This is a genomic window from Denitratisoma sp. DHT3 (assembly GCF_007833355.1).
Classification (GTDB): domain Bacteria; phylum Pseudomonadota; class Gammaproteobacteria; order Burkholderiales; family Rhodocyclaceae; genus Denitratisoma.
Genome location: NZ_CP020914.1, coordinates 1,262,945 through 1,288,144, shown reverse-complemented (window position 1 = coordinate 1,288,144; position 25,200 = coordinate 1,262,945). Strand labels below are relative to the sequence as shown.

Below are 25,200 nucleotides of genomic sequence, written 5' to 3'. Positions count from 1 at the left end.
ATTCCTCCTTCAAGTGTCTTGTCGCTTCGGGGCTTCGGGCTGCTCCAGAGGGCGCACCGGCACCCGCCACAGGGTGATGCCGGCCACGATGGCCAGGCCCAACAGCATCAGGCGATGCCAGGACGAGGGCATCATCAGGATGGAGCCCGTGAAGGATACTCCCATCAGCAGGAAGGCCCAGCGCTTGACGCGCCGGTCCATGGCGCGGTATTCCTGCCACTCGCGGATGATGGGCCCGGCCAGGCGATTGCGCAGCAGCCAGTCGTGGATATGGATCGAGCCGCGGGCGAAGCAGGCCGCCGCCAGCAGCACGAAAGGCGTGGTGGGCAGCACCGGCAGCAAGGCGCCGATCAGGCCCAGCAGCAGGGCGACGGTGCCGGCGCCCAGGTAGAGCCAGCGCACCAGCCGCGAATCGTGAAGTTGGGGGCTATCCATCGCGGCGCAGCGCCTTTCCCGCCAGTTTGCGCGCCTCTTCCAGCAGCAGCACGCTGGCGGCGACGGCCAGCGCCAGCAGCCAGTCCTGCGGACGCAGCGCGACGGTGTCGAAAACTGCCTGGGCCGGCGGCCAATGGACCGCCATGGCCTGTGAAAGCAGTATCCCGGCCAGCGCCAGCCAGAGCTTGCCGTTGCTGAAGAACTGGCGATTGAAGGCGCTGCCGTCCTCGGCGCGGGCGTTGAAGATGTTGAAGAACTGGAACAGCACGAAGGTGGTGAAGGCCAGCGTCGCGGCGTAGGCGTGGCCGTCCTGGCGCAGGCCCCAGGCATAGGCCGCCAGGGTGCCGGCCGCCATCGCCAGGCCGAACAGGCCCAGCAGCAGCAGGCGCCGGCCGGTCAGGATCGCGGTCCCGGTCGGGCGCGGCGGCCGCGTCATGATGTCCGGCCGGGCCGGCTCGATGCCCAGGGTCATCGCCGGCGGACCGTCCATGATGATGTTCACCCAGAGGATCTGGATCGCGGTGAACGGCGTGGGCAGGCCGAACAGGGGCGCGCCCAGCACCGTCAGGATCGCGCCGATGTTGGTGGAAAGCTGGAAGCGCACGAACTTGACGATGTTGTCGTAAATCGCCCGGCCGTCGCGCACCGCGCCGACGATGCTGGCGAAGTTGTCGTCGGTGAGCACCAGGGTCGCGGCCTCCTGGGCGACGGCGGTGCCGGTGACGCCCATCGCCACGCCGATGTCGGCCGCCTTCAGGGCCGGCGCGTCGTTGACGCCGTCGCCGGTCATCGCCACCACGTGGCCCCGCGCCTTGAGGGCGGCGACGATGCGCATCTTGTGCTCCGGCGCGACCCGCGCCAGCGCGGCGCTCTCCAGCACCAGATCGGCCAGTTCGGCGTCGTTCAGCGCATCCAGTTCGCGGCCCTCGTGGATTTCGCCCGCCAGGCCCAGGTCGCGCGCGATGGCGGCGGCGGTGGCCGGATGGTCGCCGGTGATCATCTTCACCGCGATGCCGGCGGCCTGGCAGCTGCGGATGGCGTCGCGGACCTCGGGCCGGGGCGGGTCGATGATGCCGACCAGGCCGAGCAGCGTCAGGTCGTCGGTCCAGGCCATCAGGTCGCCTTCCGGTCCGCCAGCCGCGTCGAACTCCCGCGCCGGGATCTCGCGTCCGGCCAGGGCCAGCACCCGCATCGCCTGCCCGGCCAGCGCCGCGTTGGCGGCCTCGAAGCGGTTCCTCGCGGCCGGGTCCAGCGGCGCCGCGCCGCCGGCGTCCAGGTAGCGGCCGGCGCGGGCCAGCAGCACGTCCGGCGCGCCCTTGAGCCAGACCCGCACCCGCTCGCCGTCGCGGTGGAAGGTGGCCATGAACTTGTGGGCGGCGTCGAAGGGAATCTCGGCGATGCGTACGCTCCGGGCGGCGGCTTCACCGGCGGCGATTCCGCCCTTGGCCGCCAGGGCGAGCAGGGCGCCCTCGGTGGGGTCGCCGATCAGTTGGCCGTCGCGCAGCCGGGCATCGGCGCAGAGGGCGGCGGGGACGAGCAGCGGACGGAAGTCCGGATCGGCGCCACCGTCGGCCGCGCCGATCGCGCCTTCGGTCCGGTAACCCTCGCCGGTGACGGCGAAGTCGCGGCCCTGGTAGAACAGGCGCCGGGCGGTCATCTGGTTGACGGTCAGGGTGCCGGTCTTGTCCGAGCAGATCACCGTGGTGCAGCCCAGGGTCTCCACCGCGGCGAGTTTCTTGACCACCGCGTGGCGCTGGGCCATGCGGCGCATTCCCAGCGCCAGGGTGACGGTGACCACCGCCGGCAGGCCCTCGGGAATGGCGGCCACGGCGAGGGCGATGGCGGTCATCGTCGTCGCCACCAGGTCGTCGCCCCGGGCCAGGCCGAGCAGGAAGATCAGGCCCACCACGCCGCCGGCGATGGCGGCCAGGCGCTTGCCCAGGTGGTCGAGCTGGCGTTGCAGGGGCGTGGCGGATTCGGCGGTGGCGGTCAAAAGGCCCGCCAGGCGCCCCATCTCGGTGTCCATGCCGGTGGCGACGACCACGGCCTCGATGCGGCCGCGGGTGAGCACCGTGTTCATGTAGAGCATGTTGCCGCGTTCGGCCAGGGGTGTGTCGGCGGCCGCGATATCGGCGGTCTTGGCGACGGTCTGCGATTCGCCGGTGAGGGCCGCTTCCGCCGCCTCGGCGCCGTGGGCGGCGAGCACCCGGGCGTCGGCCGGAATCCGGTCGCCGGCCTCCAGCAGCAGCAGGTCGCCGGGCACCAGGCTCGCCGCATCCACTTCCCGGGTTCCGCCGCCGCGCCGCACCCGGGCCACCGGCGCCAGCATGTTCTTCAGCGCCGCCAGGGCGGCTTCGGCGCGGTACTCCTGGACGAAGCCGAGGGCGGCGTTCAGCAGCACCACGCTGGCGATGACCAGCGTGTCCTTCAGGTCGCCCACCGCGCCGGCCAGGACCGCCGCGCCGAGCAGCAGCAGGATCAGCAGGCTCTTGAACTGGTCGAGGAACCTCAGCCAGGCCGGGCGCGGCGCGGTCTCGGCGAGGCGGTTGGGGCCGTGGCGCAGGAGACGGGCGGCGGCTTCAGCGGCATCGAGCCCCTGTTTGCCGTCCGTGGCCAGGCGCTGCAGCACCTCGGTCGTGGACAGGGCGAACGCCGGTATGTCGGAACGGGAGGATGTCATTGGGCGGGCGGAATTCTCGCGTACCCCACGACGCGCGGGGCAGCACGCATGATACGCCGGCCCCGCTCCGTACCCGCCTCAGCGGGCCGCCATCCGCGCCCGCGCCTTCAACGGGGCGGCGGTGGAGGCGGCGGAGGCGCGGCGGTACCCGCCGCCGGCTGGGTGCGGTAGCCGGGTATCTGGTTGCCCTTGGCGTACATGCATTGCTGATAGGCGATGTCGTAGCGCCGCTGCAGATCGTAGGAGGTCGCCGCCGAGCGGTCCGAACCGGCGGCGGCGCCCATCACCGTGCCCATCGCCGCGCCGGCGCCGGCGCTGTCGCGGCCGCCGACGGCCGCGCCCGCCACCGCGCCGACGGCCGTGCCGACCGCGGTCGTGCCCACCCAGGCCCGGTTGGCCGCGTCGGTGGCGTCCACGCCCAGGGATTGATCCGCCCATTGGCGGCAGATGCGGTCTTCCTCGACGAAGACCTCGAAGGGCTTGCCCGGCGCCGGCATCACCGCGACGCGCGGTCCGACGGGCGCCGTGGCGCAGGCGGCGAGAAGGAGCGCCAGGCTCGCCAGCGCGACGTGCTTCATGGGGTCCATGATTCGGCTCCTAGCGCTGCGGCGGAACGTCCGCCACGCCCGGCGGTGTCGCCGGCACCGCCTTCCAGCCGGTCGGGCAACTGGCGACGTAGGGGTAATACGCCCGCGCCGACTCGCAGTAGTACCAGACCTGCGGCACCGGCTGGGTGGTCGCCACGGGCGGAACCTCGGGCTCGGCGGGTACCAGGACCACCGGGGGACGGTAGGGGTCGGGATAGGGCCTGATCGGCTGAGGATAGAAATACCAGGCGCCCGCCACCACCCACCACCAGCCCAGATGGCCGTCATGCCAGCCATGGCGCCAATTTCCGCCGCGCCAGTGCTGCAGGTCGTGGCGCGGGAAATGGGCGATGTCGCCGCGCCAGCCGCCGCCGCGTCCGCCACCGTGGTGCCTGTCGGCCTGGGCCGGCAGCGCCAGGCCGAGGAGTGCCGCCGCCAGGGCGAGCGGAATCGCTCTGCTCGCTTTCATGATCCACCTCCGCTGAATTGGAAAAACCATGTCGCGAATATTGAACCGATTGCCCGCTCCGCTGCGCGTCGCTTTGTAAGCTCACGTTGCCGATGTAACCGTGGTGGCGGCCGTCCGCGGCGGCTTCTTGTCCCGTCCCGGTGGGCTGGTATGCTGTGGAGACGCGCCGGCGTTCGGCGTCTGCCCATGCCTCCAGGGGGTGGATCGATGAAAAGACTGTGCCTGCTCCTGCTGTTACTGACCGGTTGCCGCAGCCTGTTGCCCGAGGGCGGCAGGCAGGTGGACGACGTCTGGGGAGGGTTCAACGAAGCCAAGGCGGCGTTCGATCGGATCGAGCCCTATCGGAGCGGGGCGGAGGATCTGCAAGGGCTCGGCTTCGACCCCGGCAAGAAGGCCAATGTGCAGATTCTCAACTATTCCCAGGTGGCCCACGCGGTGCTGCCCAGCGCGAGCCTGCCGTTGGATGCGCAGCCCAGGGGCGTCCGGGAATGCATCCTGGCCCAGGACCGCTGCATCGGCTACCAGATCGAGCAAAGCCGGGTCAAGCGCAAGCGTATCGGTGGTTTCTGGGCGGATTTCCTGAATTTCAGCCGGGAGACCGAGATTGTCGGTTGGCGCTTCGTCGCCCTGGTCATCCTGGTGGATGGGCTGGTGGTGTTCAAGCAATGGAGCGGCCAGCCCGCGCTGCATGAGATGGAACGGAGCCACAATCCCCTGGGCCCCTTGCAGGGGCTGGGCGAAGGGATTGGCGGCGCGCTGAGGTAGTGCTCGGGGGCGCGGGCGAAGCCGCCGGTCCGGCGGGTATTCAGCGGGTGTTGGACTGGCCGTCGAATTCCGCCAGTTCCACGCGGGGGGCGGGTTTCCAGCCTTTCTTGCGGTGTTCGGCCACCACGTTGGTGAAGATTCCGCCGCGCACGTAGAAGCGGGCGGTGAGGCGCATGAAGCGCGGCTTCAGGGTTTTCGCCAGGTCGTCGAGGATGCGGTTGGTGACGTCCTCGTGGAAGTGGCCCTCGTCGCGGAAACTCCATGTGTAGAGCTTGAGGCTCTTCAGTTCGACGCAGAGCTTGTCGGCGATGTAGTCCAGGGTCAGCACGGCGAAGTCCGGTTGCCCGGTTTTGGGGCACAGGCAGGTGAATTCCGGAATTTCCATGTGGATCTGATAATCCCGGTGGGGCGCGGGGTTGGGGAAGGTTTCCAGGGTTTTGCCGGGCTGGGTGGACATGATGGCGGAGTGAGGGGTTGGAAAAGCAGTAGCGATTATAATCGCCGCTCTTCGGGGATTGCCCGACCATTCCACCATCGAGACCGCCAGCTTCGTCGTGCGCCTGACCAAACTCAAACTCGCCGGATTCAAGTCCTTCGTCGATCCCACCACGGTGCTCTTCCCCGGGCAGCTGGCCGGAGTCGTCGGGCCCAACGGCTGCGGCAAGTCCAACATCATCGACGCGGTGCGCTGGGTGCTGGGGGAGTCCAAGGCCTCCGAGTTGCGCGGCGAGTCGATCCAGGACGTGATCTTCAAGGGCTCCGGCACCCGCAAGGAGGTGAGCCGGGCCAGCGTCGAGCTGTTCTTCGACAACAACCTGGGCAAGGCCGCCGGCCAGTGGAGCCAGTACGCCGAGATCACGGTCAAGCGCGTGCTCGACCGCGAGGGCAACTCCAGCTACTACATCAACAACCTCCACGTCCGCCGCCGCGACGTGATCGACCTGTTCCTCGGCACCGGCCTCGGTCCCCGCGCCTACGCCATCATCGGCCAGGGCATGATCTCCCGCATCGTCGAGGCCAGGCCCGACGACCTGCGCGGTTTCCTGGAGGAGGCGGCCGGCGTCACCAAATACAAGGAGCGGCGCAAGGAGACCGAGCACCGCCTGGAGGATGCGCGCGAGAACCTGTCGCGGGTGGAGGACATCCGCAACGAACTGGACGGTCAGATCGGCCGTCTCGAATCCCAGGCCGAGGTGGCGCGTCAGTACAAGGACCTCAACGCCCGGCTGAGCCACAAGCAGCAGCTGCTCTGGCTCAAGAAGCGCAACGACGCGCGCCAGGACGCCGCGCGCCTGGCCACCACCGTGGCCGAGTCGGCGACCCGCCTGGAGGCGGAAACCGCCCAGTTGCGCGAGATCGAGGCGCGGGTGGAGCACGCACGGGAAGCGCATTTCGCCGCGTCCGACGCGCTGCACGGCACCCAGGCCGAGATGTACGCCGCCAACGCCGAAGTCACCCGCCTGGAGAGCGAAATCGGCCGCATGCGGGAGACCACCCTGCGCCTGGAACAGCGCTTGCAGCAACTGTCGGTGGAGGACGGCCACTGGCGCGGCCAGTCCGCCCAGTTGCAGCAGGACGCGGCGCGCTGGAACTCGCTGCTGGACAACGCCCGGCTGCGCGCCGAGACCGCCGGCGCCCGCCATGAGGAGGCCGCCGAGCGCCTGCCGCAGGCCGAGGAGGCGGTGCAGGCCGCCGGCAGCGCGCTGTCCGAAGCACGGATGTTGCTGGGCGAAGCCGAGCAGGGCCTGCGCCTGGCCGAGGCCGACCGGGGCCATGCCGCCCGCGCCCTGGAGGGCCTGGGCCAGCGCGCGGCGCGGCTGGAGCAGGAGCGGAACGCCCTGGGCGCGCCGGACCCGGTGCAACTGGCGGCGACCCAGGAAGCCCAGGCCCGGGCCGAGGATGAACTGGCCATGCAGCAGGAGCGCCTGGCGCAGTTGCAGGCCCGGCTGCCGGAACTGGAAGCGGCGCTGCGCATGGCGCGGGAACGCCTCCAGGCCGCGCACCGCGAGGCCACCGCGACCGTGGCCCGGCGCGACGCCCTGGTGCAACTGCAAAAGCGCGTCCAGCAGAACGGCGACATCGGCGCATGGCTGAAGGCGCGCGGCCTGGATCAGGCCAAGCCCCTGTGGCAGGGCCTGCAAGTCGAGGCCGGCTGGGAAACCGCGGTCGAGGCGGTGCTGCGCGAGCGGCTTTCCGCCCTGGTCGCCGATGGCGCCACGGCCGCCGCCGCCCTGGCGGAGCCGCCGCCGACGATTTTCGCCCTGGCCCTGCCCGACGGCGCCGCCGCTCCTGCCGTCCCGGTGCTCGCCGACGGCCTGCGCGCCAAGGTGAGGAGCGACGACCCGCGCTGGACCGCCGTGCTCGACGAATGGCTGGGCCAGGTGCGGGTGGCCGAGGACTTGGCGTCCTGTCCGCCGCCGGCTTCGCAGACGCAATACGTGAACCGCGCCGGCCACCTGCGCGGCGCCCACGGCCTGACGCTGTACGTGCCGGACGCCAGGACCCACGGCGTGATCGAGCGGCAGCGCGAGATCGACGAACTGGAGGCGCTGCTCGAAGCGCGCCAGCAGGACGAGGAGGCCGCGCGCGAAGTCCAGCAGGACGCGGAACGGCAACTGGCCGAGACCCAGGCCGAACTGGCCCAGGCGCGCCGCGGCGAGCAGGAGGCGCGCCAGCGCGCCCACGCCGCCCAGGTCGAGGCCCTCAAGCTGGCCCAGGCCCAGGCCCGCTTCGAGGAGCGGGCGGGGCAGATATCCCGCGACCTGGAGGACGTCCGCCGCCACGAAGAGACCGAACGCGCCGCCCAGTTGCGGGCCGAGGAGGGCGCGGCGCGCTGGACCGAGCAACTGGAAGTGGCGCAGGAACGCCTGGCCCGCGCCGGCGAGATCCAGCGCCAGAAGGAAACCGCCCTGCGCGAGACCCGCGCGCTGGAGCAACAGCTCTCCCGCGAGGCCCAGGAGGCGGGCTTCTCCGAGCGCGAGTGCCTGTCCAAGCTGGAAGACAACGCGCGCAACGCCGAGATCGCCCAGGCGCAACTGGAGCGGGTGGCGGACGAAACGCTGCGGGCGCGGGAGGAACTGGCCGGCCTCAGCGACGACGTGCTGCTGGACCAGTTGCAGGCGGCGCTGGCCGACAAGCAAAGCCGCGAGGGCCTGCTCGCCGAGCGGCGCAACGCGATGGAAACCGTGGCCGCCGAACTGCGCGCGATGGACGAGCAGCGCCTGCGCCTGGAGCAGGGGCTGACGCCGCTGCGCGACCGGATCAACGAGCTGAAGCTCAAGCAGCAGGCGGCGCAGCTCAACGAGGAGCAGTACCAGCAGCGCCTGGTCGAGGCCAATGCCGACGAGGGCGCGCTGATCCCCGATCTGCTGCCGGGCCTGCGCGACAACGTGATGCAGGCGGAAATCACCCGCCTGGGAACGGAGATCGAGGCCCTGGGGCCGGTGAACCTGGCGGCCCTGGAGGAGCTGAACTCCGCCCGCGAACGCAAGGGCTTCCTCGATGCCCAGTCCGGCGATCTGCTGGAGGCGATCAACACCCTGGAGGACGCGATCCGCCGCATCGACCGGGAGACCCGCGAACAGCTGCAGGAGACCTACGACACGGTGAACCGCCACTTCGGCACCCTGTTCCCCCAGTTGTTCGGCGGCGGCGAGGCGCGGCTGATCCTGACCGGCGACGAGATCCTCGACGCCGGCGTGCAGATCATGGCCCAGCCGCCGGGAAAGAAGAATTCCACGATCCATCTGCTCTCCGGCGGCGAGAAGGCGCTCACCGCGATCGCCCTGGTGTTCGCGATGTTCCAGTTGAACCCGGCGCCGTTCTGCCTGCTGGACGAGGTGGACGCGCCGCTGGACGACTCCAACACCGCGCGCTTCGCCGAGATGGTGAAGCGCATGTCGGCGGTCACCCAGTTCATTTTCATTTCCCACAACAAGATCGCGATGGAAATGGCCCAGCAATTGATCGGGGTTACCATGCAGGAGCGGGGCGTTTCCCGCGTGGTCGAGGTGGACATGGAAGAAGCGTTGCGCATGACCGAGGAAAAGGCAGCCTGAGATGAATGACCCCCACGCTCACTTCGTTCGCTGCCCCCGAGGGGAGGCTTGAAATGATGCTTACCGATTTCCAGTTGAGTCTGATCGCCGCCGGCGCGGCCGTCGTGATCGGCGTCTGGGTGTTCAATCTGCTGCAGGAGCGGCGCCATCGCAAGGCCGCCGAGCGCGTCTTCCGCGGCGGTCAGCCCGACGTGCTGCTGGGCGACGCGCAGGCCGCCGACGCGGAGCCGGCGGATGCCGTCCAGGAGAGCGTCGCGCCCGATGCGCCGGACGAGCGGCTGGAGCCGGCGCTCGGCGACCTGCCGGACGTGGAGGCGGTCGCGGTGGAGAGCGCGGTGGAGGATGCGGCGCCACGGCTGGAGCCGGCGGTGCTGGAAGTGGATGAAGTGCTGGCGGTGTCGGAGTCCGTCGCGCCCGTCCGGCAAGCGCAGGAACCGGTGCCGGTGTCGGCGGATGGCGAGCCGGACGAATCCCTGCACGATCCGGTGGTGGAAATCGGTGTGAATCTCGATTTCGCGCAGCCACAGCCGGCCGAGCGCCTCTGGCAGGCCCTGCACAGCCTGAGCGGACGGGTGTCCAAGCGCCTGCGGCTGATCGTGCGCGGCGATCGCGGCTGGCATGAAGTGGCGCCTCACGAGTCGGGCAGCTACGCCGAGGCGCGCGCGCTGCTGCAATTGGCCGACCGCCAGGGCGCGCTGGCCGAGAGCGAACTGGCCTTGTTCGTGGAAACCCTGGAACAGGCGGTGCGCGACCTGGGCGGACACGCCGCCAAGCCGCCGCTGGCCGAGGTGCACAAGCACGCCGTGGCCCTGGACGAATTCTGCGCCAGCGTCGACGTCCAGATCGCGGTCCACGTGGTGAACCGCAACGGCGCCGGGATCGCCGGCAGCAAGCTGCGCGGCCTGCTCGAATCGGCCGGCTTCCAGTGGCGTCCGGACGGAATGTTCCACCTGGTGGACGATCACGGCCGGACCCTGATCACCCTGTCCAACTTTGACGCCGCTCCCTTCGTGCTGGAGGAGATGCGCGGCATGACGACGCCGGGCGTCACCTTCTGGCTGGACGTGCCGCGCGTGGCCGCCGGTCCGGCGGTGTTCGACCAGTTGCTGGCGGCGGCGCGGCGTCTGTCGGTCGCCGTCGACGGCATACTGGTGGACGACCAGCGCCGACTCCTGGCGGACAACGTGTTGACCAGCATCCGTGGCAAGATCGCCGAGATCCAGAAGCGCATGGCGGCCAGCGAACTGCCCGCCGGCGGCCCGCGCGCGCTGCGCCTATTCGTCTGAATGAGCGTCGCCGCACGCGTCGAGGCGCTGCGCGAGGAGATCGAGCGCCACAACCGCGCTTATTACGTCCTCGACGCGCCGATCATTCCTGATGCCGAGTACGACCGTCTGTTCCGCGAATTGCAGGAACTGGAGGCGGCTCATCCCGAACTGCGCAGCGCCGATTCGCCCACCCTGCGCGTGGGGGGGGCGCCCCTGCCGGCCTTCGGTCAGGTGCGGCACCGCGTGCCGATGCTGTCGATCCGCACCGAGACCGACACCGAGGCCAGTGGCGCCGAGGGCTTCGATGCCCGCGTGCGGCGCGAGCTGGGGCTGGGCGAGGGCGAGCCGCCGCTGGAGTACGCGGCCGAACTGAAGTTCGACGGCCTGGCGATCAGCCTGCGCTACGAGCATGGCCTGCTGATCCAGGCCGCCACCCGCGGCGATGGCGAGGTGGGCGAGGACGTCACCCAGAACGTCCGCACCCTGCGCCAGATCCCGCTGCGCCTGCGCGATGACGGCGCGATGCGGGCGCCGGTGCTGGAAGTGCGGGGTGAGATCTACCTGCGCCGCGACGACTTCGAACGCATGAACCAGCGTCAGCGCGAGCGCGGGGAGAAGACTTTCGTCAATCCCCGCAACGCCGCCGCCGGCAGTATCCGCCAGCTCGATCCGGCCATCGCCGCGCGGCGGCCGCTGAGCTTCTTCGCCTATGGCCTGGGGGAGGTCCAGGGCTGGCCGCTGCCGGCGACCCACGGCGAACTGCTGGAGGCATTCGTCGCCATGGGCCTGCCGGTGTGCGAACACCGCGCGGTGGTGCTCGGCGCGTCGGGACTGGTCGCCTTCCATCGGGAAATCGCGGCGCGGCGCGACCAGCTGCCGTTCGACATCGACGGCGTGGTGTACAAGGTGAATCGTTTCGAGCTCCAGGCGCGGCTGGGCTTCGTCAGCCGAGAGCCGCGCTGGGCCGTGGCCCACAAGTATCCGGCGCAGGAGATGCTGACCACGGTGGAGGCCATCGAGGTGCAGGTCGGGCGCACCGGCGCGATCACGCCGGTGGCGCGCCTGGCGCCGGTCTTCGTCGGCGGCGTGACGGTGACCAACGCCACCCTGCACAACTTCGAGGAGGTGGAGCGCAAGGACGTGCGGGTGGGCGACACGGTGATCGTGCGCCGCGCCGGCGACGTGATTCCGGAAGTGGTGGCGGTGGTCGCCGAGAAGCGGCCGACGCGGGACCTGTTCGGCGGCGAGCCGCTGCATCCGCCCGTCGTCATGCCGACGCATTGCCCCGAATGTGGCTCCGCCATCGAAAAGCCCGAGGGCGAGGCCATCGCCCGCTGCACCGGCGGTCTCTATTGCCCGGCCCAGCGCAAGCAGGCGCTGCTGCACTTCGCCGGACGCCGCGCGATGGACATCGAGGGCCTCGGCGACAAGTTGGTGGACCAGTTGGTCGATGGCGGTCTGGTCCATACCGCCGCCGATCTCTACGGACTCACCCTGGAACAGTTGGCCGGGCTCGAGCGCATGGCCGAGAAGTCGGCGCGGAACCTGCTGGCCGCCATCGACAAGAGTCGGCGGACGACCCTGGCCCGCTTCATTTTCGCGCTCGGCATCCGCAACGTGGGCGAGGCCACGGCGAAGGATCTGGCCCGCTATTTCGGTGGCCTGGACGCCCTGCTGGCGGCCAGCGAGGAACGATTGCAGCAGGTGCCCGAGGTGGGGCCGGTGGTGGCGGCCTCGCTGGCCCATTTCTTCGCCCAGCCCCACAACCGCGAGGTGATCGCGGCCCTGCGCGCCGCCGGCCTGAACTGGACCGAGGGAGAGGCCGCCGCCGCAGTGGCGGCGCCGCTGGCCGGCAAGACTTTCGTCCTCACCGGCGCCCTGCCCACCCTGTCCCGCGACGAAGCCAAGGATTTGATAGAGTCCCGGGGCGGCAAGGTGGCCGGCTCGGTGTCGAAGAAAACCCATTACGTGGTGGCCGGCGCCGAGGCCGGCTCCAAGCTCGTCCGTGCCCAGGAGCTGGGCGTGCCGGTGCTCGATGAATCGCAGTTGATGGAGTTGCTGGAACAATGAAAAAAGTCACCAAGGCCGTCTTCCCCGTGGCCGGGCTGGGCACCCGCTTCCTGCCCGCCACCAAGGCCAGCCCCAAGGAAATGATGCCCATCGTGGACAAGCCGCTGATCCAGTACGCGGTGGAGGAGGCGGTGGCGGCGGGGGTCACCGACATGATCTTCGTCACCGGCCGCAGCAAGCGCGCCATCGAGGATCATTTCGACAAGGCCTACGAACTCGAGAACGAGCTCGAGGTGCGGGGCAAGACCGAATTGCTGGAATTCGTGCGGCAGATGATGCCCAAGAACATCAACTGCATCTACATCCGCCAGCCCGAGGCGCTCGGCCTCGGCCACGCGGTGCTCTGCGCCAGGCCGGTGGTCAACGACGAGCCCTTCGCCGTGCTGCTGGCCGACGATCTGCTCGACGGCAACCCGCCGGTGCTGCGCCAGATGGTGGATGCCTACGACTACTACCACTGCTCGGTGCTGGGCGTGCAGGACGTGCCCAGGGCCGAGACCAAGAGCTACGGCATCGTCGCCAGCCGCCCGCTGGCGGAACGCATCGAGCAGATTTCCGCGATCGTCGAGAAGCCCCGGCCCGAGGATGCGCCGTCGACCCTGGCGGTGGTCGGCCGCTACATCCTGACGCCGCGCATCTTCCACCACCTGGCGCGGGTGCGGCCCGGCTCCGGCGGCGAGATCCAGCTGACCGACGGCATCGCCGCCCTGCTCGACGAGGAGCAGGTGCTGGCCCATCGCTACCAGGGCACCCGCTACGACTGCGGCTCCAAGCTCGGCTATCTCCAGGCGACGGTGGAATTCGGCCTGCGCCATCCGGAGGTCGGGGAGGCTTTCGGGGAGTATCTGGACATCCGCTGACGACGCACAAATTGAGGTTTTAAGGATAAGCCTGGCGCAACCCGCCGGCCCGCTATGCGGGCATCATCCACATCCGTTCGACGTTCTTGATTCCCCATTTCTCGGCGTCTTCGCGCCCGACGATCTTGTCCCTGGCGGCCGGCCTTGAAAGGTCGATCAGTTCCGGCTTGATGTATACGCCCGACCTGGTGGAAAAAAACGTACGTACCTTGGGTGTCAGCAAGGAGTTCTCTCCCTGATCCACCACGACCCCCAAACGGCCGGATTCCAGGCGGACCAGCGAGCCTATGGGATAGATGCCGACGCTTTTGACGAAGGTCTGGAAGATCGGTTCGTCAAAATGGCCCTTGGCCCATTCGGCCATTTTGCGCAGCGATTCGGCCGGATCCCAGCCGGCCTTGTACGGGCGGTTGGAGGTAATGGCGTCATAGACGTCGCAAACCGCGCCCATCTTGGCGAACAGCGTGATTTCCTCGCTCTTGAGATGGTGCGGATAACCGCTGCCATCGACTTTTTCGTGGTGATGCAGGCAGACGTCCAGCGTCGAATGGCTGATGTTCCTGCCTTCGAGGAGGAGCTTGTGCCCCTCTTCCGGATGGCTCTTGATCAGGGTGAACTCGTCGTCCGTCAGCTTTCCCGGCTTGTTCAGCACTGCGTCGGGAATCATCATCTTTCCCACGTCATGGAGCAGTCCCGCCAGGCCGGCCTCCCGGGTATCGGTTTCGTTGAGTCCGAGTTGTCGGGCCAGTGCCACCATCAGGGCACAGACGGCCACTGAATGCATGTAGGTGTACTCGTCCTTGTTCTTGAGCCTGACCAGGCTGACGATTGCGCCGGGATTGCGGTATACCGAGGACGAGATTTCCTCCACGAGGGGGATGGCGTCGTCGGCATTCAAGGCCTTGCCCATTCGGGCTTCCTGGAACATGGAGCTGACGGCCGCCTTGGACCGGGCCACGATGCGGGCGGCGACGCGGACTTCGTCGGCCAAGGGGACTTGCGCCTGGACCGGACCGTCATCCGCCCGATCGAGTTCGAGATTGATCTCCTGCTCGGCCTCCTCCTTGGCCTGACCCGCCGCGACGTCGAGGCCCTTCTCGGTATCGATCCAGACCTCGGTGATGCCGCAGGTCCGGAGAATCTGCAGATCCTTGTGGTCCTTGAGCAAAAAGGACGCGCGCCAGAAAGGGTGTTCCATCCAGGAGCCGCAGAGTTCGTGGATGAACATGTTCCGCCGCAGGTCGGCAACATTGATCTTCTTTAACATTCGTCAAACTATACGGTCGTCGTCATCCGACGACAACCGCCTTGAGTCGGCGCGCCAGTCACGGCGCCACGGGCCATATGCCTGGCGCACCGAAAGAAAAAGCCTCCTGGGTACAGGAGGCTTCGGATGGGGCCGGGTTTCAGCGCGATGCGCGCGGCGGCGTCAGCCGGCATCGCTCTCCCGCACCGCGCGGCGGCGCTCGTGTTCCTTCAGATGGCGCTTGCGCAGGCGGATCGATTTCGGGGTGATTTCCACCAGTTCGTCGTCGTCGATGAACTCCACGGCGGATTCGAGCGTGAGCTTGATCGGCGTGGTCAGGCGCACGGCCTCGTCGGTGCCGGAGGCGCGGACGTTGGTGAGCTTCTTGCCCTTGATCGGGTTCACCACCAGGTCGTTGTCGCGGCTGTGGATGCCGATGATCATGCCCTCGTAGAGCTTGTCGCCGGGGCTGACGAACATGCGGCCGCGGTCCTCCAGGTTCCACAGGGCGTAGGCCACGGCCTCGCCGTCTTCCTGCGACACCAGCACGCCGTTGTGGCGGCCGGGCAGGTCGGGCTTGACCGGCTTGTAGTCGTCGAAGATGTGGCTCATCAGGCCGGTGCCGCGGGTCATGGTCATGAAGTCGGACTGGAAGCCGATCAGGCCGCGCGCGGGAATGTGGTATTCGAGGCGGGTGCGGCCCTGGCCGTCGGACTCCATGTTGGTGAGTTCGCCGCGGCGTCGGCCCAGCTCCTCCATCACGGCGCCCTGGTTGCTGTCCTCCAGATCGATGGTGAGGTTCTCGTAGGGCTCGCACTTCTCGCCGTCGATCTCCTTGTACACCACGCGCGGCTTTGCCACCGCGATCTCGAAGCCTTCGCGGCGCATGTTCTCCAGCAGGATGGTGAGGTGCAGTTCGCCGCGGCCGGAGACGCGGAACACGTCGGAGTCGGCGGTGTCCTCGACGCGCAGCGCGACGTTGGTCAGCAACTCCTTGGTCAGGCGGTCGCGGATCTGGCGGCTGGTGATGAACTTGCCCTCGGTGCCGGCGAGCGGCGAGGAGTTGACCATGAAGTCCATGGTCAGGGTGGGTTCGTCCACGGTCAGCATGGGCAGGCCGATGGGATTGTCGCGGTCGGCGATGGTGAGGCCGATGCCGATGTCCTCGATGCCGGAGATGATCACGATGTCGCCGGCCTCGGCCTCCTCCACGGGCACCCGCTCCAGGCCCTGGAAGCCCAGCACCTGGTTGATGCGGCCGGAAGCGACCTGGACCTCGTGGTTCATCACGGCGACGAACTGGCCCGGCTTGATGCGGCCGTTGAGGATGCGGCCGACGCCCAGGCGGCCGGTGTAGGTGGAATAGTCCAGCGCCGCGAGCTGCAACTGCAGGGGCTCGCCCGGGTCGCCGGCGGGCGGCCGCACGTGGGACAGCACGGTCTCGAACAGGGGGCGCATGTCGCTGGATTCCGCCTTGAGGTCCAGCTTGGCGAAGCCGTTGAGGCCCGAGGCGTAGACGATGGGGAAATCCAGCTGTTCGTCGGTGGCGCCGAGCTTGTCGAAGAGGTCGAAGGTCTGGTCCACCACCCAGTTGGCGCGGGCGCCGGGGCGGTCGATCTTGTTGATCACGACGATGGGCTTCAAGCCCAGGGCCAGGGCCTTCTTGGTGACGAAGCGGGTCTGCGGCATCGGGCCTTCGACCGCATCCACCAGCAGCAGCACGCCGTCCACCATGCCCAGCACCCGTTCCACCTCGCCGCCGAAGTCGGCGTGGCCGGGGGTGTCGACGATGTTGATGTGGGTGCCTTCGTAGTCGATGGCGGTGTTCTTGGCGAGGATGGTGATACCCCGTTCCCTTTCCAGGTCGTTGCTGTCCATGACCCGCTCGTCCACCTGCTGGTTTTCACGGAAAGTGCCGGATTGGCGGAGCAATTGGTCCACCAGCGTGGTCTTGCCGTGGTCCACGTGGGCGATAATGGCGATGTTTCGGAGAGCGCGGCTCATGAGGGAGGGATCCTGGGAGGAATGTTGCGGTGCGAAAAAACGGGCGCGCATTCTAACACGGCGCATGTCCGGCTCTGACTTCAGCAGCGACGGGAGGATGGACAAATGTTGGCAATCATCGGCGGCAGCGGTCTGACCCAGCTCGCCAACCTGGACGTGTCGCACCGGGAAGTGGTGCGCACGCCGTTCGGCGATCCATCGGGGGCGCTGACCTTCGGCCGGATCGGTGGTCAATCGGTGGTCTTCCTCGCCCGTCACGGCTATGGTCACACCATTCCGCCGCACATGGTGAATTATCGGGCCAACCTCTGGGCGCTCAAGGAAGCGAAGGCCGGACGCATCGTCTCGGTGGCCTCGGTCGGCGGCATCCGGCAGGACCTGGTACCGGGCAGCCTGGTGATCCCCCATCAGATCATCGATTACACTTGGGGCCGCTCCTCCACGTTTTTCGAAAGCGGCGTCAGTCAGGTGGTCCACGTGGATTTCACCTATCCCTATGACGAGGCCCTGCGTGCCGAGCTGCTGCGGGCGGCGGAGGCGGCGGGAGAAACCATTCTGGAGGGAGCGGTGTATGCCGCCACCCAGGGACCGCGCCTGGAGACCGCCGCCGAGGTGGATCGGCTGGAGCGGGACGGGGCGGACATCGTCGGCATGACCGGGATGCCCGAGGCCGTCCTGGCCAGGGAACTGGAGTTGCCCTACGCCGCCATTTGCGTGGTGGCGAACTGGGCCGCGGGCCGCGCCGACAGCCGCGACGGCATCCGTTTCGATCACATCGAGGCCATCCTGCAGGCGGCCATGATCCGCACCCGCAACGTGATCGCCGGTTTGTGTTCCGAGGAGTTCTGCCCGTCGTGACGTCCGGGAACGAACCCGGATTTGCCGGGAAGCCCAGGGAGTCGATTGGCGACGGCCTGCCCGAATAGCCGGCACGGGTTCCGGCCCCGGCGCCGGGGTCAGCCCCCGGCCAGTTCCTCCATCGGCACGCAGGCGCAGAACAGGTTGCGGTCGCCATAGACGTCGTCGATGCGATTCACCGTCGGCCAGAACTTGTTCTCGGCCACCCAGGGCAGCGGGAACACCGCCTCCTGACGGCTGTAGGGACGGCTCCAGTCGGCGGCGGCGATGTCGGCCTGGGTGTGGGGGGCGTGCTTCAGGGGATTGTCGTCCCCCGGCCAGACGCCCTGTTCCACTTTGCGGATCTCCTCGCGGATGGCGATCATCGCGGCGATGAAGCGGTCCAGCTCGGCCTTGGATTCCGATTCCGTCGGTTCCACCATCAGGGTGCCGGCCACGGGGAAGCTCACCGTCGGCGCGTGGAAACCGTAGTCCATCAGACGCTTGGCGATGTCGGTCTCGGCGATGCCGGTATTGGCCTTGATGGCGCGCACGTCGAGGATGCACTCGTGCGCCACCCGGCCCCGGCTGCCCACGTAGAGCACCGGGTAGTGGTCCTGGAGGCGGCTCGCCACGTAGTTGGCGTTGAGGATGGCCGTCTCGGTGGCGCGCCGAAGACCGCTGCCGCCCAGCATCGCGATGTACATCCAGGAGATCGGCAGGATCGAGGCCGAGCCCCAGGGCGCGGCCGAGACCGAGCCCTGGCCGGCGTGGGGGCCGTCGATGGGCTGCACCGGGTGATTGGCCATGTAGGGTGCCAGATGGGCTTTCAGGCCGATCGGACCCATGCCCGGCCCGCCGCCGCCGTGAGGGATGGCGAAGGTCTTGTGCAGGTTCATGTGGGAAACGTCGGCGCCGATCCGGCCAGGGCTGGTCAGGCCCACTTGGGCATTGAGGTTGGCGCCGTCCATGTAAACCTGGCCGCCATGGGCGTGGATGGCGGCGCAGATGTCCATCACCGCCTCCTCGAACACGCCGTGGGTGGAGGGGTAGGTCAGCATCAGGCAGGACAGGCGCTCGGCGTGCTGCGCGGCCTTGGCCTTGAGATCGGCCACATCGACGTTGCCGTTGTCGTCGCAATCCACCACCACCACCGTGAGGCCGCACATCTGGGCCGTGGCCGGATTGGTGCCGTGGGCGGACCTGGGGATCAGGCAGACGTCGCGCGGGCCCTGGCCCGTCTTTTCACTTTGCGCTTCCTGGTAGCGGCGGATCGCCACCAGGCCGGCGTACTCGCCCTGGGCGCCGGAATTGGGCTGCATGCAGACGGCGTCGAAGCCGGTGATGGCGGCCAGCCATTGCTCCAGCTGGCCGATCATCTGGCGGTAGCCGGCGGCCTGGGCGATGGGGGCGAACGGGTGCAGGTTGGCGAATTCCGGCCAGGTGACCGGGATCATCTCGCTGGTGGCGTTGAGTTTCATGGTGCATGAGCCCAGCGAGATCATCGCGTGGTCCAGCGCCAGATCCTTGTTCTGCAGCTTCTTCAGGTAGCGCAGCATCTCGTGCTCGGTGTGGTGGCTGTTGAACACGGGATGGCCGAGGATGGCGTCGTCGCGCAGCAGGCCGGCCAGGCAGTCGTCGGCCATGGCCTTGGCGTCCAGTGCGTCGAGGGCGTCGCTGTCCGCCGCCTGGCCGGTGATCAGTCGCAGCAGGGCGGCGATGTCGGTCCGGGTGGTCTTTTCGTCGACGGCGATGCCCAGTGCGGTCGCGGAAACCCGGCGCAGGTTGTAGCCGGCCGCTTCGGCCGCGTCGCACAGGCGGGCGGCCTCGGGGTGCGCCACCAGCACGGTGTCGAAATAGCGCGCCGTCGTCACCTCGATGCCGGCGGTTTCAAGGCCGGCGGCGAGGATGGCGGCCAGGCGGTGGATGCGGCCGGCGATGGCCGCGAGGCCGCGCGGGCCGTGATAGACCGCGTACATGCCGGCCATGTTGGCCAGCAGCACCTGCGAGGTGCAGATGTTGGAGTTGGCCTTCTCGCGGCGGATGTGCTGCTCCCGTGTTTGCAGGGCCATGCGCAGCGCCTTCTTGCCGCGGGCGTCGATCGAGACGCCGATGATGCGGCCTGCCACTTGCCGCTTGTGTTCGTCGCGGGTGGCGAAGAAGGCGGCGTGGGGGCCGCCGAAACCCATCGGCACGCCGAAGCGCTGGCTGGAACCCAGCGCGATGTCGGCGCCCATGGCGCCGGGGGACTTGAGCAGCACCAGCGCCATCAGGTCGGTGGCCACGGCGCTGACCGCGCCCTTGGCCTTGAGGGCGGCGATCGTCGGGGCGAGGTCGGCGACTTCGCCCTTGACGTTGGGGTATTGGAGCAGGGCGCCGAACACCTCATGCTCGGCGGCCTGGCCGGCGGGGCCGAGGATCAGCTCGAAGCCGAAATACTTGGCCCGGGTCTGCACCACGGCGATGGTCTGGGGGAAGCAGTCCGCGTCGATGAAAAAGGCGTTGGCCTTGGACTTGGAGATGCGCCGCGCCATGGTCATCGCCTCGGCGGCGGCGGTGGCCTCGTCGAGCAGCGAGGCGTTGGCGAGTTCCAACCCGGTGAGGTCGATCACCATCTGCTGGTAGTTGAGCAGGGCTTCCAGCCGGCCCTGGGCAATCTCGGCCTGGTAGGGCGTGTAGGCGGTGTACCAGCCGGGATTCTCCATCACGTTGCGCAGGATCACCGCCGGCGTCAGGGTATCGTGGTAGCCCATGCCGATCAGCGACTTGTTCACCCGGTTCTGCGCCGCGATGGCCTTCAGGTCGGCCAGCGCCTCGTGCTCGCGGCGCGGGCCGGGCAGCGCCAGCGGCGTCGGCAGGCGGATCGCCGCGGGCACGGTCTGGGCGATCAGCTCGTCCAGGCTGGCGGCGCCGATGGCGGCGAGCATCGCGGCCTGGTCGGCTTCCGAAGGGCCAATGTGGCGGGCGAGGAATTCGTCCTGCTGTTCCAGGGCGGAAAGGGGCAGTGTCGGCATGGGGAAAACCTAAGGGTTTTTAGGCGGGGTCAGTCGTTCTCGGCGACGGCGGTGTAGCCGGCGGCGTCGAGCAGGGCGTCCAGTTCGGCGGGGTTGCTGGGCTTGATCTTGAACAGCCAGGTGCCGTAGGCGTCGCCATTGACGCTCTCGGGCGCATCCACCGCGGCCTGGTTGGCGGCGATGATCTCGCCGGAGATCGGCGCGTAGATGTCGGATGCGGCCTTCACCGACTCCACTACCGCCACCTCCTCGCCGACCTTGACGACGCGTCCCGCGTCGGGCAGTTCGAGGAAGACGATGTCGCCCAGGGCTTCCTGCGCGTGGTCGGTGATGCCGACGGTGACGGTGCCGTCGGCTTCCAGCCGGGCCCACTCGTGGGACTTGGCGTACTTCAATTCTGCGGGGACATTCATGGCGGGCTCCTGGATCGGTTGTGGTTATGCGTGGAGTTGCGGGGTTTTGTCAGACCAATGCGCTGCCGTTGCGGACGAAGGGCGGCTTGACCACTTTCGCCCTGAGGCGCTTGTCGCGGATTTCGACTTCGACCTCGGCGCCATTCTCGACATGGGCGGGAATGCGGGCCAGGGCGATGGAGCGCTCAAGCGTCGGGGAGAAGGTGCCGCTGGTGGTCTCGCCATCGCCGGCGGCGGTATGGACCTTCTGGTGGGCGCGCAGCACGCCCCGGTCGAGCAGCACGAGCCCGGCCAGGCGGCGGCCGGGAGTCAGCGCCGCCAGGGCGCGGCGACCGATGAAGTCGCGGTCCGCGTCCTTGAAATCCACGGTCCAGGCGAGACCGGATTCCAATGGGTTCTGGCTTTCGTCCATGTCCTGGCCGTAGAGGTTCATGCCGGCTTCCAGGCGCAGGGTGTCGCGGGCGCCGAGGCCGCAGGGGGCGACGCCGGCGGCGGCCAGCGCGGCCCAGGCGGCGGCGGCCTGGGTGGCGGGCAGGGCGATCTCGAAGCCGTCCTCGCCGGTGTAGCCGGTGCGGCCGATGAACCAGGCGCCCTCTGCGTTTTGGGGCGCGGCGGACCATTCGGCGCCCTGGAAGGGCGCCAGGGCTTCCGCCACGGGCCGGGCGGCCGGGTAGGCGGCGAAAAACTTCTCGCGCGCCTGCGGCCCCTGCACCGCGATCATCGCCAGATCGCGGCGCGGCGTCAGGGTGACGGCGAATCCGTCGGCCTGGGCCTGCATCCAGGCCACGTCCTTGTCGGCCGTCCCGGCGTTGACGACGATGCGATAGCGGTCGGGGGCGAGGAAATACACGATCAGGTCGTCGATGACGCCGCCGTCCTCCCGCAGCATGCAGGAGTAGAGCGCCTTGCCCGGCTGGGCCTGGAGCTTGGCGCAGTCGTTGGCGAGCAGGCGGCGCAGATAGGGCGTGGCGTCGGCGCCGGCGAGGTCGATCGACAGCATGTGGGAGACGTCGAACATGCCGGCGGCGCGGCGCACCGCGTGGTGCTCCTCGATCTGGGAGCCGTAGTGGATGGGCATGTCCCAGCCGGCGAAATCGACGATCCTGGCGCCGGCGTCGAGATGGGTCTGGTGGAGGGCGGTGCGTTGGCTCATGGGCGGACCGAAAATAAAAAAGGGCGCGAACCGGTCGGTTCGTGCCCCATCTGTCCTTGTACCTGAGAGATTGACTCCTTCGGTGGGCACGATTCGGAGGATGTTCCGAGCTGCCGCTCTCCAGATTTTTGCTGCGTCGTCGGCCCTTTTGCCTGAGCGGTTCCTGGGGGTTGCGCCTTCGGCGGCATCTCGCATGATAGGGAGAGGCTCTCTCCCGACGACCGGGGCGGATTATGCCGGCCGGACCGGGGTCCGCGCAAGCTCCCTGATAGAATTTCGCAATGCAACAATCGACTTCGGAATTCATCGAACTGCGCGGCGGTCGCCACCACGTGCGTGTCTGGGGCGAGCCGGACGCTCCCGTGCTGTTCCTGCTGCACGGCTGGTGCGAGGTCTCGGCTTCGTTCCAGTTCGTCGTTGAGGCCCTGCGGCATTCCTGGCGGGTGGTGGCGCCGGACTGGCGCGGCTTCGGCCTGTCCCAATGGAACCACGGTCATTACTGGTTCGCCGATTATTTCGCCGACCTGGACCAGCTGCTGCTGCATTATTCGCCGGCGGCGCCGGCGCGGATCGTCGGCCACAGCATGGGCGCGGTGGTCTCCAGCCTCTATGGCGGCATCCGTCCCGAGCGGGTGGCGGCGCTGGTGAATATGGAAGGCATCGGCCTGCATGTCTCCACGGCCGAGGAAATGCCCGGCCGCGTCGCCCAGTGGCTGCGGCAGATGGGGGAGGAGGCCGCGTTCCGCACCTATCCGGACCGGGCATCGTTCGCCGCCCGCCTGCGGCGCGACAATCCGCGCCTGACGCCGGCGCGGGCCGAATATCTGGCGCGGCATCTGGCGCGCGAGGTGGAGGGCGGCGTCAGTTGGGCGGCCGATCCCCGCCATCTCTGGGTCAATCCGACACGGATCCATCTGGACGAGGCCAAGGCCTGCTGGCGCCGGATCCAGGCGCCGGTGCTGTTCATCCACGGCGACGATTCCGACTACATCCGGCGCGCCTTCGCCGACCAGCCGGGCGACATGGAAAGCCGCATGGCCTGCTTCGCCCGCCATCGGCTGGAGGTGGTGGCCGACTGCGGCCACAATCTGCATCATGACCAGCCCGAGACGGTTGCGGCGCTGGTCGAGGAGTTTCTGTCATGAACGCCGATCTGCATTGCCATTCCACGGTTTCCGACGGCCGCCTGTCGCCGGCGGAACTGGTGCGGCGGGCCAAGGCCAACGGCGTCGAGCTGCTGGCGCTGACCGACCACGATGAAACCGGCGGCCTGGCCGAGGCCCGCGCCGAGGCCGCGGCGCAGGGCCTGCGCTTCGTCGATGGCGTGGAGGTTTCCTCCACCTGGGGCGACGACCAGACCCTGCACATCGTCGGGCTGGGCATCGACGAGCGGCATCCGGACCTGGTCGCGGGGCTGGCCCACGTGCGCAGCGGCCGCGACCTCCGGGCGCGCCGCATCGCCGAGGAACTGGACAAGGTGGCGATCCACGGCGCCTACGAGGGCGCGCTGCGCCATGCGGGCAATCCGGCCCTGGTGGGGCGTTCCCACTTCGCCCGCTACATCGTCGAATGCGGCCGCGCCAAGGACGTGAAGTCGGTGTTCGATCACTGGCTGGCCAAGGGCAAGCCCGGCTATGTGCCCCATTTCTGGGCGACGCTGGAAGAGGCGCTGGGCTGGATCCGCGGCGCCGGCGGCATCGCGGTGCTGGCGCACCCGCAGCGCTACAAGGTGACGAAGAAGGCGTTGCGCCGCGTCTTCGCCGATTTCAAGGATCTGGGCGGACGCGGAATCGAAGTGCTGTCCGGCTCCCAGAGCGAGAGCGAAGTGCTGGAAATGGCCCGGGTGGCGCGGGAATTCGGTTTCCTGGCGTCCCGTGCCTCGGATTTCCACGGTCCCGGCGAGAGCTGGAACGACCTCGGCAAGCTGCCGCCCCTGCCCGAGGATTTGACGCCGGTCTGGAATGAGTTGATTTGAGCCTATCATGGCGTCCCTTCGCCCTTTTCAGCCCAACGCGATTCGACGACCGACCGAGAACAGACCCTGGAACCATGTCGCAATTCTTTTCCCTGCACCCCGACCATCCCCAGCCGCGCCTGATCCGGCAGGCCGCGGAGATCGTGAGGAGGGGCGGCCTGGTCGCCTTTCCGACGGATGCCGCCTACGCCCTGGGCGGGCACACCGGCGACGCGGCGCTGCTGGATCGGATCCGCCGCATCCGCGGCGTGGATGAGCGGCATCACTTCACCCTGATGTGCCGCGATCTGTCCCAGATCGCCACCTATGCCCGGGTGGACAACGCGCAGTACCGGCTGCTGAAGACCGCGACGCCGGGACCGTACACCTTCATTCTCGAGGGCACCAAGGAATTGCCGCGCCGGGTGCTGCACCCCAAGCGCAAGACCATCGGCCTCAGGGTGCCGGACCATCCGCTGGCGACGGCACTGCTGGAGGAACTGGGCGAGCCGCTGCTGATCTCCACCTTGCTGTTGCCGGGGGAGGAGGTGCCGTTGAGCGATGCGGAGGACATCCGCGAACGCATGGAGCGGCAACTGGACCTGGTGATCGAGTGCGGTACCTGCGGTGCCGAGATGACCACCGTGGTCAATCTGGCGGATGGCGCGCCGGCGCTGGTGCGGGCCGGCCTGGGGCCGCTGGCGCCGCTGGGGCTCTGCTAGAATCCGCGCCCATCCCATGGACAATCTGATCCAGACACTGGCGATCTCCGCCATTCCCATTCTTTTCGCCATCACGCTGCACGAAGCGGCCCATGGCTACGTGGCGCGCCATTTCGGCGACCCGACCGCCTGGCAGCTGGGCCGCATCAGCCTCAACCCGCTGCGCCATATCGATCCGGTGGGCACGATCCTGGTGCCGGCGATGATCCTGCTGTTTTCCGGCGGCGGCCTGATGTTCGGCTGGGCCAAGCCGGTGCCGGTGAATTTCGGACGGTTGCGGCGGCCCAAGCAGGACATGTTCTGGGTGGCGGCGGCGGGGCCGGCGGCCAACCTGTTCATGGCCCTGTGCTGGGCGCTGGTGCTGAAGATCGTGACGGGACCGGGCGAGGAGGGCTACGCTTTGGCGCTGGCGGAAATGGCCCGGGTCGGCATCAGCGTGAATGGGGTGCTGATGATCCTGAATCTGCTGCCGTTGCCGCCGCTGGACGGCGGGCGGATCATGGTGAGCCTGCTGCCGCTCAAGGCATCGATGAAATTCGCCGAATTGGAGCGTTATGGCATGATCATCCTGCTGGCGCTGCTCTTCACGCACGTATTGGACCTGCTGCTGCGGCCGCCCCTGGCGCTGTACCTGGCATTGATCAAGACTCTGTTTGGCTTCTGAC

The 25,200-nt window shown here is 68.6% G+C and carries 20 protein-coding genes and 1 riboswitch; of the genes, 10 read left to right on the top strand and 10 right to left on the bottom strand.

The window, feature by feature from the left end; all coding sequences use genetic code 11:
• Positions 1-9: 9 nt before the first annotated feature.
• The 4 genes from B9N43_RS05790 to B9N43_RS05775 form a co-directional block, all read right to left on the bottom strand.
• Positions 10-435 carry a YbaN family protein gene (locus tag B9N43_RS05790; protein WP_145841367.1) on the bottom strand — a complete coding sequence of 142 codons (426 nt, stop codon included), beginning with the start codon at positions 433-435 and terminating at the stop codon, positions 10-12.
• The gene (locus B9N43_RS05785) at positions 428-3,115 is read right to left on the bottom strand and encodes a cation-translocating P-type ATPase (RefSeq protein ID WP_145841366.1); all 2,688 of its coding nucleotides are present in this window, start codon (positions 3,113-3,115) and stop codon (positions 428-430) included. Before B9N43_RS05785 ends, B9N43_RS05790 begins: the two co-directional genes overlap by 8 nt.
• 107 nt (positions 3,116-3,222) lie before the next feature.
• Positions 3,223-3,702 (bottom strand): hypothetical protein, encoded by a 480-nt coding sequence (locus B9N43_RS05780; protein WP_222428820.1) that lies wholly within the window; start codon positions 3,700-3,702, stop codon positions 3,223-3,225.
• A gap of 10 nt (positions 3,703-3,712) precedes the next feature.
• Positions 3,713-4,171, bottom strand: a complete 459-nt coding sequence (locus B9N43_RS05775; RefSeq protein WP_145841365.1) for a hypothetical protein — start codon at positions 4,169-4,171, stop codon at positions 3,713-3,715.
• A 207-nt stretch (positions 4,172-4,378) separates the two neighbouring features.
• Here B9N43_RS05775 and B9N43_RS05770 point away from each other — a divergent pair, with 207 nt between their 5' ends.
• Positions 4,379-4,936 carry a hypothetical protein gene (locus B9N43_RS05770; protein ID WP_145841364.1) on the top strand — a complete coding sequence of 186 codons (558 nt, stop codon included), beginning with the start codon at positions 4,379-4,381 and terminating at the stop codon, positions 4,934-4,936.
• 40 nt (positions 4,937-4,976) lie between these two features.
• Here B9N43_RS05770 and queF read toward each other — a convergent pair whose 3' ends face one another.
• Positions 4,977-5,393, bottom strand: a complete 417-nt coding sequence (queF, locus tag B9N43_RS05765) for a preQ(1) synthase (protein ID WP_145841363.1) — start codon at positions 5,391-5,393, stop codon at positions 4,977-4,979.
• Positions 5,394-5,490: 97 nt separating this feature from the next.
• On the opposite strand from queF, the gene smc reads away from it, so the two are divergent.
• From smc to galU, 4 genes are read left to right on the top strand one after another with little or no spacing between them, the layout of a single operon-like run.
• Entirely contained in the window at positions 5,491-8,994 is a 3,504-nt protein-coding gene (gene smc, locus B9N43_RS05760; protein ID WP_145843460.1) for a chromosome segregation protein SMC, read from the top strand.
• 53 nt (positions 8,995-9,047) lie between these two features.
• Positions 9,048-10,280 (top strand): cell division protein ZipA C-terminal FtsZ-binding domain-containing protein, encoded by a 1,233-nt coding sequence (locus tag B9N43_RS05755; protein ID WP_145841362.1) that lies wholly within the window; start codon positions 9,048-9,050, stop codon positions 10,278-10,280.
• Entirely contained in the window at positions 10,281-12,332 is a 2,052-nt protein-coding gene (ligA, locus tag B9N43_RS05750) for an NAD-dependent DNA ligase LigA (protein WP_145841361.1), read from the top strand.
• On the top strand, positions 12,329-13,192 hold the full coding sequence (galU, locus tag B9N43_RS05745; protein ID WP_145841360.1) for a UTP--glucose-1-phosphate uridylyltransferase GalU: 864 nt from the start codon (positions 12,329-12,331) through the stop codon (positions 13,190-13,192). The genes ligA and galU overlap by 4 nt, the downstream gene beginning before the upstream one ends.
• A gap of 52 nt (positions 13,193-13,244) precedes the next feature.
• On the opposite strand, the gene B9N43_RS05740 is transcribed toward galU, so the two are convergent.
• Together B9N43_RS05740 and typA are read right to left on the bottom strand one after the other, a co-directional pair.
• On the bottom strand, positions 13,245-14,459 hold the full coding sequence (locus tag B9N43_RS05740; RefSeq protein WP_145841359.1) for an HD-GYP domain-containing protein: 1,215 nt from the start codon (positions 14,457-14,459) through the stop codon (positions 13,245-13,247).
• A 162-nt stretch (positions 14,460-14,621) separates the two neighbouring features.
• Entirely contained in the window at positions 14,622-16,442 is a 1,821-nt protein-coding gene (typA, locus tag B9N43_RS05735) for a translational GTPase TypA (protein WP_145841358.1), read from the bottom strand.
• A 105-nt stretch (positions 16,443-16,547) separates the two neighbouring features.
• On the opposite strand from typA, the gene B9N43_RS05730 reads away from it, so the two are divergent.
• A complete protein-coding gene (locus B9N43_RS05730; RefSeq protein WP_145841357.1) occupies positions 16,548-17,300 on the top strand; it encodes an S-methyl-5'-thioinosine phosphorylase in 753 nt (250 codons plus the stop codon).
• Positions 17,301-17,398: 98 nt separating this feature from the next.
• Here the strand turns inward: B9N43_RS05730 and gcvP are convergent, their stop codons facing one another.
• From gcvP to gcvT, 3 genes are read right to left on the bottom strand one after another with little or no spacing between them, the layout of a single operon-like run.
• Positions 17,399-20,293: an aminomethyl-transferring glycine dehydrogenase gene (gene gcvP, locus B9N43_RS05725; RefSeq protein WP_145841356.1), complete on the bottom strand. Its 2,895-nt coding sequence runs from the start codon at positions 20,291-20,293 to the stop codon at positions 17,399-17,401.
• A 29-nt stretch (positions 20,294-20,322) separates the two neighbouring features.
• Positions 20,323-20,706 (bottom strand): glycine cleavage system protein GcvH, encoded by a 384-nt coding sequence (gene gcvH / locus B9N43_RS05720; RefSeq protein ID WP_145841355.1) that lies wholly within the window; start codon positions 20,704-20,706, stop codon positions 20,323-20,325.
• 49 nt (positions 20,707-20,755) lie between these two features.
• Positions 20,756-21,859, bottom strand: a complete 1,104-nt coding sequence (gcvT, locus tag B9N43_RS05715) for a glycine cleavage system aminomethyltransferase GcvT (protein ID WP_145841354.1) — start codon at positions 21,857-21,859, stop codon at positions 20,756-20,758.
• A gap of 130 nt (positions 21,860-21,989) precedes the next feature.
• Positions 21,990-22,086: riboswitch (glycine riboswitch) on the bottom strand.
• Between the two features lie 54 nt (positions 22,087-22,140).
• On the opposite strand from gcvT, the gene B9N43_RS05710 reads away from it, so the two are divergent.
• The 4 genes from B9N43_RS05710 (at position 22,141) to B9N43_RS05695 (ending at position 25,199) form a co-directional block, all read left to right on the top strand.
• On the top strand, positions 22,141-23,004 hold the full coding sequence (locus B9N43_RS05710) for an alpha/beta fold hydrolase (protein ID WP_145841353.1): 864 nt from the start codon (positions 22,141-22,143) through the stop codon (positions 23,002-23,004).
• Positions 23,001-23,834, top strand: a complete 834-nt coding sequence (locus tag B9N43_RS05705; RefSeq protein ID WP_145841352.1) for a 3',5'-nucleoside bisphosphate phosphatase — start codon at positions 23,001-23,003, stop codon at positions 23,832-23,834. The genes B9N43_RS05710 and B9N43_RS05705 overlap by 4 nt, the downstream gene beginning before the upstream one ends.
• A 74-nt stretch (positions 23,835-23,908) precedes the next feature.
• A complete protein-coding gene (locus B9N43_RS05700; RefSeq protein ID WP_145841351.1) occupies positions 23,909-24,535 on the top strand; it encodes an L-threonylcarbamoyladenylate synthase in 627 nt (208 codons plus the stop codon).
• Positions 24,536-24,551: 16 nt separating this feature from the next.
• The gene (locus tag B9N43_RS05695) at positions 24,552-25,199 is read left to right on the top strand and encodes a site-2 protease family protein (protein ID WP_145841350.1); all 648 of its coding nucleotides are present in this window, start codon (positions 24,552-24,554) and stop codon (positions 25,197-25,199) included.
• Position 25,200: the final 1 nt, after the last annotated feature.

Excerpts from the sequence above, each read along its gene's own strand:
- galU (WP_145841360.1), top strand. The coding sequence starts at position 12,329 with ATGAAAAAAGTCACCAAGGCCGTCTTCCCCGTGGCCGGGCTGGGCACC.
- B9N43_RS05740 (WP_145841359.1), bottom strand. The coding sequence starts at position 14,459 with ATGTTAAAGAAGATCAATGTTGCCGACCTGCGGCGGAACATGTTCATC.
- ligA (WP_145841361.1), top strand. The coding sequence starts at position 10,281 with ATGAGCGTCGCCGCACGCGTCGAGGCGCTGCGCGAGGAGATCGAGCGC.
- gcvP (WP_145841356.1), bottom strand. The coding sequence starts at position 20,293 with ATGCCGACACTGCCCCTTTCCGCCCTGGAACAGCAGGACGAATTCCTC.
- B9N43_RS05710 (WP_145841353.1), top strand. The coding sequence starts at position 22,141 with ATGCAACAATCGACTTCGGAATTCATCGAACTGCGCGGCGGTCGCCAC.
- gcvT (WP_145841354.1), bottom strand. The coding sequence starts at position 21,859 with ATGAGCCAACGCACCGCCCTCCACCAGACCCATCTCGACGCCGGCGCC.
- B9N43_RS05755 (WP_145841362.1), top strand. The coding sequence starts at position 9,048 with ATGATGCTTACCGATTTCCAGTTGAGTCTGATCGCCGCCGGCGCGGCC.
- B9N43_RS05775 (WP_145841365.1), bottom strand. The coding sequence starts at position 4,171 with ATGAAAGCGAGCAGAGCGATTCCGCTCGCCCTGGCGGCGGCACTCCTC.
- B9N43_RS05770 (WP_145841364.1), top strand. The coding sequence starts at position 4,379 with ATGAAAAGACTGTGCCTGCTCCTGCTGTTACTGACCGGTTGCCGCAGC.
- B9N43_RS05700 (WP_145841351.1), top strand. The coding sequence starts at position 23,909 with ATGTCGCAATTCTTTTCCCTGCACCCCGACCATCCCCAGCCGCGCCTG.
- B9N43_RS05730 (WP_145841357.1), top strand. The coding sequence starts at position 16,548 with ATGTTGGCAATCATCGGCGGCAGCGGTCTGACCCAGCTCGCCAACCTG.
- B9N43_RS05780 (WP_222428820.1), bottom strand. The coding sequence starts at position 3,702 with ATGGACCCCATGAAGCACGTCGCGCTGGCGAGCCTGGCGCTCCTTCTC.
- B9N43_RS05705 (WP_145841352.1), top strand. The coding sequence starts at position 23,001 with ATGAACGCCGATCTGCATTGCCATTCCACGGTTTCCGACGGCCGCCTG.
- B9N43_RS05790 (WP_145841367.1), bottom strand. The coding sequence starts at position 435 with ATGGATAGCCCCCAACTTCACGATTCGCGGCTGGTGCGCTGGCTCTAC.
- queF (WP_145841363.1), bottom strand. The coding sequence starts at position 5,393 with ATGTCCACCCAGCCCGGCAAAACCCTGGAAACCTTCCCCAACCCCGCG.
- typA (WP_145841358.1), bottom strand. The coding sequence starts at position 16,442 with ATGAGCCGCGCTCTCCGAAACATCGCCATTATCGCCCACGTGGACCAC.
- gcvH (WP_145841355.1), bottom strand. The coding sequence starts at position 20,706 with ATGAATGTCCCCGCAGAATTGAAGTACGCCAAGTCCCACGAGTGGGCC.
- B9N43_RS05695 (WP_145841350.1), top strand. The coding sequence starts at position 24,552 with ATGGACAATCTGATCCAGACACTGGCGATCTCCGCCATTCCCATTCTT.
- B9N43_RS05785 (WP_145841366.1), bottom strand. The coding sequence starts at position 3,115 with ATGACATCCTCCCGTTCCGACATACCGGCGTTCGCCCTGTCCACGACC.